This window comes from Klebsiella sp. C283, assembly GCF_048822555.1.
Lineage (GTDB): Bacteria > Pseudomonadota > Gammaproteobacteria > Enterobacterales > Enterobacteriaceae > Klebsiella > Klebsiella quasipneumoniae.
On the sequence record NZ_JBMEZS010000004.1, the window covers coordinates 443,571 to 459,246 of the forward strand.

The following is a 15,676-nucleotide window of genomic DNA, read 5'->3' on the forward strand; positions in this document are numbered from 1 at the left end:
CAAAGAAATAAAAAAAAGATTCAAAACATCAATAAGAGTGCAAAAAAAAGAGCCACCAGACGAGAAACCCACCCCTGAGGCTCTTTTTGGACACTTACATTCTGTTACCAGTTTTTGTGATCTTTGTTAGCAAAATAACCTCACAAAATGAAGGTGCTTCCTCCCTCTTCCGGAGTAAGTACCGGCCCCGCGCGCCAGGGATCGCTCTCCTGGCTCAGAGACTGAAAAATCGCCTGCGGTAGTTCGCTCACCGTCTGCGGATTGCAGCTGACGACGTACCGGGTATCCGGCAGGACCGGCAGGCCATCGCTAATGCCGGCCACGCGCAAATCCGGGCTCATCATTTCGACCGGACGCGCGGTGACCCCCAGCCCGGCTTTCACTGCCGCTTTCACCCCGGAGAGCGACGAGGCGCCGTGGGCCAGATGCCAGGAGACGCGAGCAGCCTCCAGCGCGGCGATGATGTCCTCACGGAACGGGCCAGGCTCTTCGAGCAGGATCAGGGGGATCGATTCCCCTTTCGCCAGCACGTAGTCCGCCGCACAGTACCAGAGGGTAGGCGACGTTCTCAGCGTGAAAGCGGTAAAACCGGGAAGCTGATGGGTGGTTAATGCCAGATCGACCTCTCCCCCGCTCAGCATCGCCATGATGACGGCGTGGGGATGGACTTTAATCTCCAGCGTCATTCTGGGATAGAAGCAGCCGATGCGGTTTAACAGAAACGGCAGGATAGTATCAGCGGTTTCTTCCGACGCGCCGATGGTCAGTCCCCCCTGCAGACTGCCATACATCAGCGACATGCAGGCTTCATCGTTAAAGCGCAGGATTTTGCGGGCATAGCCCAGCAGCTGGATGCCCTGCTCGGTCAGCAGTTTATTGCGTCCGTGACGAGCGAAAAGCTCCTTGCCAACCAGCTGCTCCAGGCGTTGCATTTGCTGGCTGACCGCGGACTGGGTACGGCACACTGCAGCGGCGGCGGCGGCGAAGGTGTTCAAATCAGCGACGGCTACAAAGGTGCGCAGCAGATCGAGATCGAGGTTGAGTATCGGACGTGTTGTATTAATCATCTTTCTTCACTTACAGGTGGCTAACGCTGACCTGCCTTGTTGATGCTTTACGCCAGGTTTCCGGCTATTCCCTGAGCCTTGTGCTCACCGTCAGATGGCGGATAAACAACTGGACGAACGTTATTACATGCCAAAGTACTCATCTGAGCAAATGCGCAGAACACCGGAGTAATATATTGTTCGTATTCCTCATTATTATTAATTACCACGGCCAGCAAGGCGTCATACGTCGCCCCGGGAAATCGCACAGTGGTGGTGAGAAAGCCTCTCTTTCGCCGGACTTCTTTTTGGCGAAAAACGAACAATAAAATTCTGTAATAACAATATATTAGATACCAATTCAGCCGTAAATCATACCGACTACCACTGATATTAACGGCGATATTCTAACCGATTCCCATCCTTTTTATAAGCCTTAATAAGGATTAACTGAGTTAATTTTAAATTTTTTTCAACATTTTATATAAATTAACAAACCTCAGATTATTACCTGTCAAAAATAATAATAATGCGCTTGCGCACAGTTTTTTATTAAAATTACTTAACATCAAGATTACAAATCAACCGCTATTACATTAAGGATAGCGTTTTTTTGCGGCCATCCATTCTTCAGCCCCCCGTTTACCCGACAAACAAACCAGATAAATGATGGTAAAAAAGGCACTACCTCAACATAGACGACCGAAAAAATGCCATGAAAAGGCATAAACCACAGGAAAAATCAGCAAGCAGCAGATAAATCAATTACGCTTAAAATCCTGCGTTAGCAAAATCTTCTCCTGCAAAGCCTTCAAAACAGCGGGGAGGCGGAGTACATTGTTCCGTGCTGACTTCCACGGCAGGGAGTGGCGATAACAGCTAAAAGGTCAAGATTCATGTCCCCCATCGAAAAATCCAGCAAGTTAGAGAACGTCTGTTATGACATCCGCGGCCCGGTTCTGAAAGAAGCGAAACGTCTTGAAGAAGAAGGCAATAAGGTTCTGAAACTGAACATCGGCAACCCGGCGCCCTTCGGCTTCGAAGCCCCTGACGAGATCCTCGTCGACGTCATCCGCAATCTGCCTACCGCCCAGGGTTACTGCGATTCGAAAGGATTGTACTCGGCGCGTAAAGCCATCATGCAGCATTACCAGGCGCGGGGAATGCGCGATGTCACCGTGGAAGATATTTACATCGGCAACGGCGTGTCCGAACTGATTGTCCAGGCGATGCAGGCGCTGTTAAACAGCGGCGATGAGATGCTGGTACCCGCCCCGGACTACCCGCTGTGGACGGCGGCGGTGTCCCTTTCCAGCGGTAAAGCGGTGCACTATCTGTGTGACGAATCCTCTGACTGGTTCCCGGATCTTGACGATATCCGCGCTAAAATTACGCCTCGCACCCGCGGGATCGTGATCATCAACCCCAACAACCCCACCGGCGCGGTCTATTCCAAAGAGCTGCTGCAGGAGATCGTGGAGATCGCCCGCCAGCACAACCTGATTATTTTCGCCGATGAGATCTACGACAAGATCCTCTACGACGAAGCCCAGCATCACTCGATCGCCGCTCTGGCGCCCGATCTGCTGACGGTGACCTTCAACGGACTGTCGAAAACTTACCGCGTCGCCGGCTTCCGTCAGGGCTGGATGGTGCTGAATGGCCCGAAAAAACATGCGAAAGGCTATATCGAAGGACTGGAAATGCTGGCGTCGATGCGTCTGTGCGCCAACGTGCCGGCCCAGCATGCTATCCAGACGGCGCTGGGCGGCTACCAGAGTATCAGCGAATTCATCATTCCCGGCGGGCGTCTGTATGAACAACGCAACCGCGCCTGGGAGTTGATCAACGATATTCCGGGCGTCTCCTGCATGAAGCCAAAAGGCGCGCTGTACATGTTCCCGAAAATCGACGCCAAACGCTTCAATATTCACGATGACCAGAAAATGGTGCTCGATTTCCTGCTGCAGGAGAAAGTGCTGCTGGTGCAGGGTACTGCCTTTAACTGGCCGTGGCCGGATCACGTACGCATTGTGACCCTGCCTCGCGAAGACGACCTGGAGATGGCGATCTCCCGCTTCGGCCGCTTCCTCTCCGGCTACCATCAGCTGTAATCGTGCCGCCGCCGGCATTTGCATCCGGCGGCGATCCCTGCGCACAATGGAACCCGATGTTGTCACTGATTAAGGGTTCCTATGAGTCAGAGTCATTTCTTTGCCCACCTCTCCCGTCTGAAACTGATTAACCGCTGGCCGCTAATGCGCAACGTGCGTACTGAAAATGTCTCCGAGCACAGCCTGCAGGTGGCGATGGTCGCCCACGCGCTGGCGGCGATCAAAAACCGCAAATTCGGCGGCCAGGTCAACGCCGAGCGTATCGCCTTGTTAGCGATGTACCATGACGCCTCGGAGGTCTTAACTGGCGATCTCCCTACTCCGGTGAAATATTTCAATTCGCAGATTGCCCAGGAATATAAGGCGATTGAGAAAATCGCCCAGCAGAAGCTGGTGGATATGGTGCCTGACGAGCTGCGCGATATTTTCGAACCGCTGATTGACGAGCATCACTACAGTGAGGAAGAGCAGTCGATCGTCAAACAGGCTGACGCCCTCTGCGCCTACCTGAAATGCCTCGAAGAGCTGTCGGCGGGCAACAACGAATTTCTGCTGGCCAAAGGCCGTCTGGAAAAAACGCTGGCGTCGCGGCGCAGCGCGGAGATGGATTACTTTATGCAGGTGTTTGTCCCGAGCTTCCAGCTGTCGCTGGATGAAATCAGCCAGGATTCGCCGCTGTAATTTTTCAGGCCGGGCAGCGGTCGCCCCCTACCCGGCCTGCATACCTTAAAACGGGAAGAGCACCGGGATCAGCAGGACGCAGACCACCATTACCAGCACGGTAAAGGGCACGCCAATCTTTACAAAGTCGCTGAAGGAATACTTACCCGGGCCAAGCACCAGGGTGTTGACCGGCGAGGAGACCGGGGTCATAAACGCCGCCGAAGCCGCCATCGCCACCACCATGGCAAAGGGATAGGGCGACACGCCCATCGACTTCGCCGCCGCTAAGGCAATAGGCGCCATCAGCACTGCGGTGGCCGTGTTAGAGATAAACAGGCCTATCGCCGCGCACATCACAAACAGGCAGCCGAGCATCAGATAAGGCCCCTCGCCTCCGGCAACGTCCATCAGTCCCTTGACCACCAGATCCACCCCACCGGTTTTCTGCAAGGCCAGGGCAAACGGCATCATCCCGACAATCAGAATAATGCTCGGCCAGTGGATCGCCTTGTAGGCGCTTTCGGCGTTGATGCAGCGGAATTTGCCCATCAGCAGACAGGCGATGATCGCGGCGATGGGGTTGGGGATTTCATCCGTCAGCATCAGGGCCACCATCAGCACCAGACAGAAAATCGCGTGCGGAGCCTGGCTGTGGGCCGGCGAAGCGTCATCGACCTCAACCGGCATATTGAGCACCACGAAATCCCGACCGCGCTTCGCCAGCAGGGCAATTTGCCGCCAGTTGCCGACCACCAGCAGGATATCGCCGAGCTGCAGCGGCTCATCGACCACGGAACCATCCATCGCTTTGCCATCGCGCTTCATGCCGACGATATTGAGACCAAACCGGGTGCGGAAGGCTATCTCACGCACCGTTTTGCCTATCATCTCTGAATCCGGGATCAGCGCCACCTCCGCCATCCCCACATCCAGCGCCTGATCGGCAAAATACTCGCCGCGCAGCACCATCGGCTCGAGCATTTGCTCGCCGCAGAACTGGCGCAGGTCGACATCGGAGGCGGACATATCGATCAGCAGGACGTCGCGGGCGCGAAATTCCGATACCCCGTTGACGTTAACAATCACCCGACGGAACCGCCGCCAGCGCTCAACGCCGATAACGTTGGCACAGTAGCGCTCACGCAGCTTTAAATCATCCAGCCGCTGACCGATCATCGGCGAACCGGGTCGGATCGCCAGTCGGCGGGCGCGGCCGGTGAGGTGATATTCGCGAATCAAATCGCGGAAGGTGCTTCTTTTTCGTCCATCGCGCGCGGATTCGCCATTATCCGTCTTCAGCATAAAGCGCACCGCCAGCATATAGACGATGCCCAGGATCAGCACCACCAGGCCAATCGGGGTGACGCTGAAAAAACTGAAGCCGTGCAGCCCTTCGCGCAGCAGTTCGCTGTTGACCACCAGGTTGGGCGGCGTCGCCACCAGGGTCATCATCCCGCTGATAAGCCCGGCGAAGCTCAGCGGCATCATCAGCCGCGAGGGGGAGGTATTCATCCGCGCCGAGACGCTAAGGACCACCGGAATGAAAATGGCGACCACGCCGGTGGAGCTCATAAACGCGCCCAGCCCGGCGACGGTGAGCATCAGGTAGATCAGCATTTTGGTTTCGCTGTTGCCTGCTACGCTCACCAGCCAGGCGCCCATCTTGGTGGCTACCCCGGTACGCACGAGGCCGTCGCCGATAATAAACAGGGCGGCAATCAGGATCACGTTAGGATCGCTGAACCCGGAAAAAGCTTCGGTCAGCGTCAGCGTGCCGCTGAGGACAAAGGCGACAATGACCATCAGGGCGATAGCATCCATGCGCACCTTGCCGGTAGCAAACAGCACAACCGCGATGGCCAGGAGGGATAAAACCCAAATCAATTCACCGTTCACAACGTTTCCTTGTCACAAGTGGGAGTCGACATAGTGGCATAAAAAAGCCCCGACGACGCGGGGCGAAATCATGGGTTTACGCTTTAAGACGCACATTCACCACGCCGTCGGCCTGGCGTTCAACCAGCAGATCTTCCAGGCTGCTCAGCACAAGGTCGGCTTCATCCAGACGGGGGGCATCGGCAGGCACCTTGACCGCGATGGTGCGACAGCCTGCCGTCAGCCCGGAGAGCAGACCCGCCGGCGCATCTTCCACCACCGCGCACTCCCCGGCAGGCAGCCCCAGCCGCTCGGCGCCCAGCAGATAGGCGTCCGGCGCCGGCTTGCCGTGCTTCACTTGCTCTGCGGTGACAAACACCTCCGGCATCGGCAGGCCCGCCGCGCGGTGACGCGCGTGCGCAACCGGAATCGAGCCGGAGGTGACAATCGCCCACGGGATCCCAGCCTCATTGAGCGAATTCAGCAGGGCTAACGCCCCCGGCAGGGCGACGATGCCTTCGATATCAGTGGCTTCCATCTGCTCGAGATAACGGAATTCGGCCTGGATATCCTCCTCGCTGCGACCCGGCATAAAATGGCGAATGGAGGTAATGGCCTGCTTGCCGTGAATAAAACTGAGAATTTCATCATGGTCGATGGCGAAACGATCCCCCCACTTGCACCATGAACGCTCCACCACCGGCAAGGAATCCACCAGCGTCCCGTCTAAATCGAACAGGAAACCTTTACACTGCACGGGCACCTCCCTCAGGCATTGATGATTTGGTTAATTTCGTTACTGCTCAGATGATACTGGCGCGGGCAGGCGTGCCAGACGCTCAGCATCCGCTGATATTTCTCCCACATCGGGGTCTGCGAGTTAAAGCCATGGGTGCCGGCGTCAAAGTGGCTGTAACGGCCTTCAACATTGACCATAAAGCGCACGTAGCCGAGAAAACGCGCTTCGGTGGCGGCATCAAAGCCGAGGAAGGTGACTCGACGCTCGTCGATACCCTCCGCGTCTTTCAGGTTGGTCCAGGAGACGTGTAGCGCGTGGTACATCTCCATGATGTCGATAACGGTACGGCAGGTTTCTTCCGTCAACTGGCCGAACTCGCGGTCCAGTTCACGCATCTGCAGCCCATACCCACGCTCAATGATGGTTTGCAGACGACGGTAGCGCTCCGCATTGTCCGGGTCGAGCATCGTCATCATTTTGTACTGATTGGATAAAATCAGACGCTGCGCATTGGTCATTTCCATGTTGTGACTCCTGTAGCACGGTAGGGCGTGAAATAAAGAAGGCGCATAAATCATGCGCCTTCTTTTATATGCGTTTTCCGTAGTGAATTACAAATCATCAAGGAAAGTTTTATCGAGTTGTTTGAAGGCGCGCTTAAGCGTGTCAGCCAGCGCCTGATAATCGGGCTTGCCTTCGACAGGCGCCAGCGCCTGCCCCGCCTCCTGCAGTTTGCCGCGTACTTCGTAGAACCAGTTAAGAATGGAAGGCGGCAGCGGCGTCACTGAACGTTTACCCAACCACCATAACCCCTGCATCGGCAGGCTCAATGCAAACAGCGCGGTGGCCACGGCGGGACCCAGCTGGCCGCCCAGCGCTATCTGCCAGCAAAGGGTGAAAATGGCGATCGGCGGCATGATGCGGATGGCGTAGCGGGTGGCACGAATGATGCGGTTTTCAATAAATACCGGCGCGAGGCGCTTGTCGAGAGGCCAGGTCTTGGCGTAGTGCTGCCCGCGGTTGAACAAGCTAAAGAAGCTAACGGGGCGTTTCTCAGGGGTCGACATGGCTTTACCTCAACTTTACATATAAAACTTAAAAAATTCGTGCAAAACACCAACTATGCATGACATCGTTCAAAAGATTTTGGCAAAGGATGCCGCAATCAGGTATCCTGTGCCCGCCTGAAAGGGCGGATAGACTCTTTTGCCAGGCTAGTCAAATTATCGCATATTCTGCCATTGGCTGAAAATTATGCAAAATGGCATAAAATCAAATGTACTTATCTCATCGTGCCTGAAAACAGAACAAGGCATGATGTTAATCATAAATGTCGAGGTCATCCTGCGCTACGCTAATGACACACTGACGTTTTTTTAGCCACGTATCATAAAAAGGTACTTCCATGTCGAGTAAGTTAGTACTGGTTCTGAACTGCGGTAGCTCCTCTCTGAAATTTGCTATCCTTGACGCCGTGAACGGCGACGAATACCTGTCCGGTTTAGCGGAATGCTTCCACCTGCCGGAAGCCCGTATCAAATGGAAAATTGACGGCGGCAAACATGAAGCCGAATTAGGCGCGGGCGCCGCGCACAGCGAAGCACTGAACTTTATCGTTAACACTATTCTGGCACAAAAACCAGAACTGTCTGCTCAGCTGACCGCAATCGGCCACCGTATCGTCCACGGCGGCGAAAAATACACCAGCTCCGTAGTCATCGACGAGTCCGTGATTCAGGGCATTAAAGACGCCGCGTCCTTCGCCCCGCTGCACAACCCGGCACACCTGATCGGCATTGCTGAAGCGCTGAAATCCTTCCCGCACCTGAAAGACAAAAACGTGGCAGTATTCGATACGGCGTTCCACCAGACCATGCCGGAAGAATCCTATCTCTACGCCCTGCCGTACAGCCTGTACAAAGAGCACGGCGTTCGTCGTTACGGCGCGCACGGCACCAGCCACTTCTACGTGACTCAGGAAGCCGCTAAGATCCTGAACAAGCCGGTTGAAGAGCTGAACATCATCACCTGCCACCTCGGCAACGGTGGTTCGGTTTCCGCTATTCGTAACGGCAAGTGCGTTGACACCTCCATGGGTCTGACCCCGCTGGAAGGCCTGGTGATGGGTACCCGCTCCGGCGATATCGATCCGGCCATCATCTTCCATCTGCACGACACCCTGGGCATGAGCGTTGACGCCATCAACAAAATGCTGACCAAAGAGTCCGGCCTGCTGGGCCTGACCGAAGTCACCAGCGACTGCCGCTATGTGGAAGACAACTACCAGGAAAAAGCCGACGCTAAACGCGCGATGGACGTCTACTGCCACCGCCTGGCGAAATACATCGGCTCCTACACCGCGCTGATGGACGGCCGTCTCGACGCCGTGATCTTCACCGGTGGCATCGGTGAAAACGCCGCGATGGTGCGTGAGCTGTCGCTGGGCAAACTGGGCGTACTGGGCTTTGAAGTTGACCATGAGCGTAACCTGGCTGCCCGCTTCGGCAAGTCTGGCTTCATCAACAAAGAAGGCACCCGTCCTGCCGTGGTTATCCCGACCAACGAAGAGCTGGTCATCGCGCAAGACGCCAGCCGTCTGACCGCATAATTCCACACCGCCAGCCCTGACCCGCAATACTTCGAGCTGCAGGAAGGCGGCGACACAGCAGATCCCCGGCGCGTACAGCGCGTACGCGACCGGGGTGAGCAAGTAGAGCCAACGCACGTGCAACGTGGAGTATGACGGGTCGCTGGTGGTGCTGTTTTGTATCCCGCCTGATACTGGCGGTAACGAAAGAGGATATACCGTGTCCCGTACTATCATGTTAATTCCTACCGGTACCAGCGTAGGCCTGACCAGCGTCAGCCTCGGTGTGATCCGCGCTATGGAACGCAAAGGCGTTCGTCTGAGCGTCTTTAAACCTATCGCCCAGCCGCGCTCCGGCGGCGATGCCCCGGACCAGACCACCACCATCGTTCGCGCCAGCTCCTCCACCACCACCGCTGCTGAACCGCTGAAGATGAACCACGTTGAGTCTCTGCTCTCCAGCAATCAGAAAGATGTGCTGATGGAAGAGATCATCGCCAACTACCACGCGAACACTCAGGACGCGGAAGTGGTACTGGTGGAAGGCCTGGTGCCGACCCGTAAGCATCAGTTCGCCCAGGCGCTGAACTTTGAAATCGCCAAAACCCTGAACGCGGAAATCGTCTTCGTGATGTCGCAGGGCACCGATACGCCAGAACAGCTGAACGAGCGTATTGAACTGACCCGCAACAGCTTTGGCGGCGCGAAAAATACCAGCATCACCGGCGTTATCATCAACAAACTGAATGCGCCGGTCGACGAGCAGGGCCGTACCCGTCCTGACCTGTCAGAAATCTTCGACGACTCATCCAAAGCGAAAGTCGTGAAGATCGACCCGGCTCAGCTGCAAAACGGCAGCGCGCTGCCGGTGCTGGGCGCCGTACCGTGGAGCTTCGATCTGATCGCCACCCGCGCGATCGACATGGCCCATCACCTGAATGCGACCATCATCAACGAAGGCGACATCAACACCCGCCGCGTCAAATCCGTGACCTTCTGCGCGCGCAGCATCCCGCACATGCTGGAGCACTTCCGCGCGGGCTCGCTGCTGGTTACCTCTGCAGATCGTCCTGACGTGCTGGTTGCCGCCTGCCTGGCAGCGATGAACGGCGTGGAAATCGGCGCCATCCTGCTGACCGGCGGCTATGAAATGGACGCGCGCATCAGCAAGCTGTGCGAACGCGCCTTCGCCACCGGCCTGCCGGTATTCATGGTCAACACCAACACCTGGCAGACCTCCCTGAGCCTGCAGAGCTTCAACCTCGAAGTACCGGTTGACGATCACGAGCGCATTGAGAAAGTTCAGGAATACGTCGCCAACTACATCAACGCCGACTGGATCGAATCGCTGACCGCGACCTCTGAGCGCAGCCGTCGTCTCTCCCCGCCAGCCTTCCGCTACCAGCTGACCGAGCTGGCGCGCAAAGCCGGCAAACGCGTGGTTCTGCCGGAAGGCGACGAGCCGCGTACCGTGAAAGCCGCCGCTATCTGCGCCGAACGCGGGATCGCCACCTGTGTGCTGCTGGGTAACCCGGATGAGATCAACCGCGTTGCGGCAGCGCAGGGCGTTGAGCTGGGCGCCGGTATCGAAATCGTCGACCCGGAAGTGGTACGCGAAAGCTACGTGGCTCGCCTGGTCGAACTGCGTAAGAGCAAGGGCATGACCGAAGCAGTCGCCCGCGAGCAGCTGGAAGATAACGTGGTTCTCGGCACCCTGATGCTGGAACAAGACGAAGTCGACGGCCTGGTGTCCGGCGCGGTACACACCACCGCCAACACCATTCGTCCGCCGCTGCAGCTGATCAAAACCGCACCGGGCAGCTCGCTGGTCTCTTCGGTGTTCTTCATGCTGCTGCCGGAACAGGTTTACGTTTACGGCGACTGCGCGATCAACCCGGATCCGACCGCAGAGCAGCTGGCGGAAATCGCGATTCAGTCCGCTGACTCCGCGATTGCCTTCGGCATCGAACCGCGCGTGGCGATGCTCTCCTACTCCACCGGTACTTCCGGCGCGGGTAGCGATGTAGAAAAAGTCCGCGAAGCGACCCGCCTGGCGCAGGAAAAACGTCCTGACCTGATGATCGACGGTCCGCTGCAGTATGACGCCGCGGTGATGGCTGACGTCGCGAAATCCAAAGCGCCGAACTCGCCGGTAGCTGGCCGCGCGACCGTGTTCATCTTCCCGGATCTGAACACCGGTAACACCACTTACAAAGCGGTACAGCGCTCTGCCGACCTGATCTCCATCGGGCCGATGCTGCAGGGTATGCGCAAGCCGGTCAACGATCTGTCTCGTGGCGCGCTGGTAGACGATATCGTCTACACCATCGCACTGACCGCGATCCAGTCAGCTCAGCAGCAGAAGTAATCGCTCGCTGAGAGAAAAACAAAAGGCAGCCAGATGGCTGCCTTTTTTTGTCAGGAGGCGAACAGCGTTTGCTGCCACGCGTTCGCGCGATTATTCGCGCTCGCTCTCTTCCGCGTCATCATACTCGTTACCGGCGTTGCGGGTCATCCACAGCGCCAGCGCTTTCAGGGAGTCGGGCGTGAACTCATCGCAGCGGGCGGTGATCTCTTCCGGCGTTAACCAGCACACCTCGCTTACCTCTTCTTCCTGCAGGGCAAACGGCCCGTGGGAAACGCAGCTGAACAGGCTTCCCCAGACGCGGCAGAATTTATCTTCGTAGTAGAACTGGCCGTGATCGGCAAACGGCACCCCGGCGATGCCTAACTCCTCTTCCGCCTCGCGGCGGGCCGACTCCAGCAATTGCTCATCAGCCTGCACGACGCCGCCGGCGGTGGCATCCAGCATGCCCGGATGAAAGTCTTTTGTCTCGGTGCGTCGCTGCACCAGAATTTTCCCCATTCCGTCGTGAACGACGATATAGGTCGCCCGGTGGCGCAGGCACTGCGCGCGCATCTGCTCGCGGCTGGACTGTGCTATCACCTCATTGTTTTCATTAACAATATCGACCCATTCTGTGCTTGCCAAATGATTCTGTTCCGCCATCAGGAAACCTTACTTTAAAAGCGCTCTTGCGGCGCGTCTTTATGATTGAGGGCTAAATTACGGGTAAATTGCGACCTCTGCAATAACCTGATTATCATTGAGTGCTAAAACCTGCAGACGCCCCTCATCCAGTAGCCCATAGCTGGCGGAATATCCCCCTTTCGGGATACTCACTGAGCCAGGATTAAACAGAGAGATCGCCCCGCGTTTTTCAGCAACCGGAATATGAGTATGGCCATACGCCAGGACATCGCCAGCGGCAAGTGGCGGCAAATTGTCCGGGCTATACAGATGACCGTGGGTCAGAAACAGGCGATAGCCTTCGCCAAGCACCTGCTGCCAGGGTGCGGTCATGGGAAAACGAAGCAGCATTTGATCCACTTCGCTGTCGCAGTTACCGCGGACGGCAATGATGCGCTCCGCCACGCTGTTCAGCCGCTCGGCCACCTCCGCCGGCGCATAGCCCTCCGGCAACGCGTTGCGCGGTCCGTGATTAAGCACATCGCCGAGGATGATCAGCCACCTGGCGCCACTTTGCGCGAACCGTTCAAGCACGCGTTCCGTGGCGGGCAGCGAACCATGAATATCGGAGGCAAACATCAGCTTCATAGGTTCCATCTCCACTGGTTACGATGCCTCTATGATAGCGGAAGCGCAGCGGGTTATCAGCCTCCGCGTTTGGCGGAAAGCGCCACGTAACGCTGGATTGAGGCCCGCTGCCACTGGAACGCCGCATAATCCGCCAGCGCCTCCGGCACCTCATCGCCATTGAGAACCAGACGATTGAGCATCAGCGCCAGGTCGGCGTCGGCTATAGACCATTCGCCGAATAAATTTTGCCCGCCGTGGGCCAGCAGCGTGGTCGCGGTGGCAAACAGTTTTTCCGCCGACCGCTTGCCTGCCTCGCTGAGCGCCGGCATTTTCACTCCGCCAAACACCACGGCGGTGGATCGCTCTTCACGAATGGGCACCAGATCGCTGCGCAGCCAGGCCTGGATCTGCCGGGCGCGGGCCCGCTTTTGCAGATCGTGTGGATAAAGGCGCTCCCACTCAGGCGGCGCGAAACGTTCATCCAGATATTCGGTAATCGCCGAAGACTCGCTCAGCGCGAAATCGTCAACCTCAAGCAGCGGTACGCGACGGGTGGCGGCATAGCCCGTCCAGCCGGCCTGCAGATGTTCGCCGCGGTTCAGGTCGATGGTTTTAAGGCTAAAAGGCAGGCTCTTTTCCTGCAGCGCGACATAGACAGACATCACGTACGGTGAGAAAAAATCGGCATCGGACCACAGGGTAATCACAGGCTGGCTCATAGCTTCCTCAGGGTTGGTAGACAGGGCAATAAACCAACATAGCCTGTCTTACAGGCGATGTCACTGCTCGCCCGCTGCGTGGCTGGCGACAGACCGACGCGCCGCTCGCGGATTTTCTCCCGGGTCGCGCAGCTTCACCTATACTCGATCAGTTTGCGACCCACGACGGCGGGAAATATTATGATCGATCTCTACTATGCGCCCACCCCAAACGGCCACAAAATCACCCTCTTTCTCGAAGAGGCGCAGCTGGCCTATCGGCTAATCCGGGTCGATATCGGTAAAGGGGAGCAGTTTCATCCGCAGTTTCTGGCGATTTCGCCGAATAACAAAATTCCGGCTATCGTCGACCACATGCCTGCCGACGGCGGCGCGCCGTTGAGCGTCTTTGAGTCTGGCGCCATTCTGCTCTATCTGGCGGAAAAAAGCGGCAAGCTGCTGAGCGGGGAGCTGCGGGCGCGCTATACCACCCTACAATGGCTGTTCTGGCAGGTCGGCGGCCTGGGACCGATGCTGGGGCAAAATCAGCATTTTTCCCACTCAGCGCCGCAAACCGTGCCCTACGCGATTGAGCGTTTTCAGGTGGAAACCCAGCGACTCTACGGGGTACTGAATCACCGCCTGGGATCCAGCCCGTGGCTGGGCGGGGACCACTACAGCATCGCCGACATCGCCGCCTGGCCCTGGGTGAACTGCCATGTTCGCCAGCGGATCGATCTGGCGAACTATCCGGCGGTGCATAACTGGTATGAGCGCATTAAGCAGCGGCCGGCGACAGTGGAAGCGATGCTAAAAATTCAGTCTTATTAACCCCCTGCTCGCCCGTCGCGCTTTGTTGTATGATTGCAGGACTTACACCACGGAGGAAGCCTGCAATGTCTCAACCAGACGCCATTATTCGTATTAAGAACCTGCGCCTGCGTACTTTTATTGGTATTAAAGAGGAAGAGATCGCCAACCGCCAGGACGTGGTGGTGAATGTGGCCATTCACTACCCTGCCGATAAAGCGCGCGACAGCGAAGACATTAATGATGCGTTGAACTACCGCACCATTACCAAACGCATCATCAGCCATCTTGAGAATGGTCGTTTTTCGCTGCTGGAAAAATTAACTCAGGATGTGCTGAATATCGCATGCGAACATCACTGGGTCACATATGCTGAAGTGGAGATCGATAAACTTCACGCGCTGCGCTATGCCGACTCGGTATCCATGACCATGAGCTGGCGGCGCTAACCATGTCAGGGAGGTGGTATGAAGATCCTGCTTACTGGTGGTACCGGCCTGATTGGCCGACATCTGATACCCAGATTGCTGGAGCTCGGGCATAGCGTCACGGTCTCCACCCGACATCCGGATACCGCCCGCGCCCATCTCGATCCGCGCGTCACGCTGTGGCGCGATTTCGAGGGCCATCACCACCTCAATGACATCGATGCCGTCATCAATCTGGCGGGCGAGCCCATCGCCGATAAACGCTGGACCGCCGAACAGAAACAGCGCTTATGCCATAGTCGCTGGGATCTCACTCAGCGGTTGGTGGGCCTGATCCACGCCAGCGACACCCCTCCCTCCGTGCTGATCAGCGGGTCAGCCACCGGCTATTACGGCGACCTCGGCGAAGTGGTGGTGACCGAAGAAGAGCCGCCGCACAATGAGTTTACCCATAAGCTCTGCGCCCGCTGGGAGCAAATTGCCTGCGAAGCGCAAAGCAATCGCACTCGCGTTTGTCTGCTGCGCACCGGCGTGGTACTGGCGCCGCGGGGCGGTATTCTCGGCAAAATGACCCCGGCCTTTAAGCTCGGCCTCGGCGGGCCTATCGGCAGCGGCAGACAGTACCTGGCCTGGATCCATATCGACGATATGGTTAACGGCATTCTGTGGCTGCTGGATAACGATCTGCGCGGCCCGTTCAATATGGTTTCGCCCTATCCCGTACATAACGAGCAGTTCGCCCACGCGCTGGGTCATGCGCTCAATCGACCGGCGATTTTCCGCGTCCCCGCCGCCGCCATCCGCCTGCTGATGGGCGAATCCGCCGTCCTGGTGCTCGGCGGTCAGCGCGCGCTGCCTAAGCGGCTGGAAGCCGCCGGCTTCGCCTTCCGCTGGTACGATCTCGACGAAGCGCTAAAGGATGTGCTGAGTTAATGGCTGACACGGGGGGGCATTGGCTCCCCTGATTCCATTCTGCTGGCTAATGCCCCACGCCTGGATGTTCTCAGCCTGGCGCTGCAGTGTCGCCCTATCCCGGACAACCCGCGCCCTGAAGCGCCTGAGTTCATCGCCAGCGGGCCGGTTCGCCGGTGTTAACAGGCGGAGTAAAGTGCTAA

Annotated in this window: 16 protein-coding genes; 7 read left to right on the top strand and 9 right to left on the bottom strand. The window is 57.2% G+C overall.

The window, feature by feature from the left end:
* Positions 1 to 140: 140 nt before the first annotated feature.
* Positions 141 to 1,067 carry a LysR family transcriptional regulator gene (locus ACOI7Z_RS10255; RefSeq protein ID WP_086075473.1) on the bottom strand — a complete coding sequence of 309 codons (927 nt, stop codon included), beginning with the start codon at positions 1,065 to 1,067 and terminating at the stop codon, positions 141 to 143.
* A gap of 875 nt (positions 1,068 to 1,942) precedes the next feature.
* On the opposite strand from ACOI7Z_RS10255, the gene alaA reads away from it, so the two are divergent.
* Both alaA and yfbR read left to right on the top strand, forming a co-directional pair.
* Complete coding sequence (alaA, locus tag ACOI7Z_RS10260; protein ID WP_004201748.1) at positions 1,943 to 3,160, top strand: alanine transaminase AlaA; 1,218 nt, start codon at positions 1,943 to 1,945, stop codon at positions 3,158 to 3,160.
* Between the two features lie 81 nt (positions 3,161 to 3,241).
* Positions 3,242 to 3,841, top strand: coding sequence for a 5'-deoxynucleotidase (gene yfbR / locus ACOI7Z_RS10265; protein ID WP_002913188.1), 600 nt, complete (start codon positions 3,242 to 3,244; stop codon positions 3,839 to 3,841).
* Between the two features lie 45 nt (positions 3,842 to 3,886).
* Here yfbR and ACOI7Z_RS10270 read toward each other — a convergent pair whose 3' ends face one another.
* From ACOI7Z_RS10270 to yfbV, 4 genes are all read right to left on the bottom strand, one after another.
* A complete protein-coding gene (locus ACOI7Z_RS10270) occupies positions 3,887 to 5,719 on the bottom strand; it encodes an SLC13 family permease (protein WP_044524269.1) in 1,833 nt (610 codons plus the stop codon).
* Positions 5,720 to 5,795: 76 nt separating this feature from the next.
* A complete protein-coding gene (locus tag ACOI7Z_RS10275) occupies positions 5,796 to 6,455 on the bottom strand; it encodes a sugar phosphatase (RefSeq protein WP_023290514.1) in 660 nt (219 codons plus the stop codon).
* A gap of 11 nt (positions 6,456 to 6,466) precedes the next feature.
* The gene (locus ACOI7Z_RS10280) at positions 6,467 to 6,961 is read right to left on the bottom strand and encodes a YfbU family protein (RefSeq protein ID WP_023290515.1); all 495 of its coding nucleotides are present in this window, start codon (positions 6,959 to 6,961) and stop codon (positions 6,467 to 6,469) included.
* An 87-nt stretch (positions 6,962 to 7,048) separates the two neighbouring features.
* Complete coding sequence (yfbV, locus tag ACOI7Z_RS10285; RefSeq protein WP_002913194.1) at positions 7,049 to 7,504, bottom strand: terminus macrodomain insulation protein YfbV; 456 nt, start codon at positions 7,502 to 7,504, stop codon at positions 7,049 to 7,051.
* 338 nt (positions 7,505 to 7,842) lie between these two features.
* Between yfbV and ackA the strand changes: the two genes are divergently transcribed.
* Both ackA and pta read left to right on the top strand, forming a co-directional pair.
* Positions 7,843 to 9,045, top strand: a complete 1,203-nt coding sequence (ackA, locus tag ACOI7Z_RS10290) for an acetate kinase (RefSeq protein ID WP_086075475.1) — start codon at positions 7,843 to 7,845, stop codon at positions 9,043 to 9,045.
* Positions 9,046 to 9,244: 199 nt separating this feature from the next.
* Positions 9,245 to 11,392, top strand: coding sequence for a phosphate acetyltransferase (pta, locus tag ACOI7Z_RS10295; protein ID WP_032453599.1), 2,148 nt, complete (start codon positions 9,245 to 9,247; stop codon positions 11,390 to 11,392).
* A gap of 90 nt (positions 11,393 to 11,482) precedes the next feature.
* On the opposite strand, the gene yfcD is transcribed toward pta, so the two are convergent.
* From yfcD to yfcF, 3 genes are read right to left on the bottom strand one after another with little or no spacing between them, the layout of a single operon-like run.
* Entirely contained in the window at positions 11,483 to 12,034 is a 552-nt protein-coding gene (yfcD, locus tag ACOI7Z_RS10300) for an NUDIX hydrolase YfcD (RefSeq protein ID WP_002913197.1), read from the bottom strand.
* Positions 12,035 to 12,091: 57 nt separating this feature from the next.
* Complete coding sequence (yfcE, locus tag ACOI7Z_RS10305; RefSeq protein ID WP_023290517.1) at positions 12,092 to 12,643, bottom strand: phosphodiesterase; 552 nt, start codon at positions 12,641 to 12,643, stop codon at positions 12,092 to 12,094.
* A 56-nt stretch (positions 12,644 to 12,699) separates the two neighbouring features.
* Positions 12,700 to 13,344, bottom strand: coding sequence for a glutathione transferase (yfcF, locus tag ACOI7Z_RS10310; protein ID WP_032453600.1), 645 nt, complete (start codon positions 13,342 to 13,344; stop codon positions 12,700 to 12,702).
* Positions 13,345 to 13,524: 180 nt separating this feature from the next.
* On the opposite strand from yfcF, the gene yfcG reads away from it, so the two are divergent.
* From yfcG to ACOI7Z_RS10325, 3 genes are all read left to right on the top strand, one after another.
* A complete protein-coding gene (gene yfcG / locus ACOI7Z_RS10315; protein WP_023290519.1) occupies positions 13,525 to 14,154 on the top strand; it encodes a GSH-dependent disulfide bond oxidoreductase in 630 nt (209 codons plus the stop codon).
* Between the two features lie 65 nt (positions 14,155 to 14,219).
* Entirely contained in the window at positions 14,220 to 14,582 is a 363-nt protein-coding gene (folX, locus tag ACOI7Z_RS10320) for a dihydroneopterin triphosphate 2'-epimerase (RefSeq protein ID WP_002913200.1), read from the top strand.
* Between the two features lie 18 nt (positions 14,583 to 14,600).
* Positions 14,601 to 15,494, top strand: coding sequence for a TIGR01777 family oxidoreductase (locus tag ACOI7Z_RS10325; RefSeq protein WP_087849540.1), 894 nt, complete (start codon positions 14,601 to 14,603; stop codon positions 15,492 to 15,494).
* Here ACOI7Z_RS10325 and ACOI7Z_RS10330 read toward each other — a convergent pair.
* Positions 15,474 to 15,581 carry a hypothetical protein gene (locus ACOI7Z_RS10330; protein WP_167878903.1) on the bottom strand — a complete coding sequence of 36 codons (108 nt, stop codon included), beginning with the start codon at positions 15,579 to 15,581 and terminating at the stop codon, positions 15,474 to 15,476. The genes ACOI7Z_RS10325 and ACOI7Z_RS10330 overlap by 21 nt on opposite strands.
* Between the last annotated feature and the right edge of the window lie 95 nt (positions 15,582 to 15,676).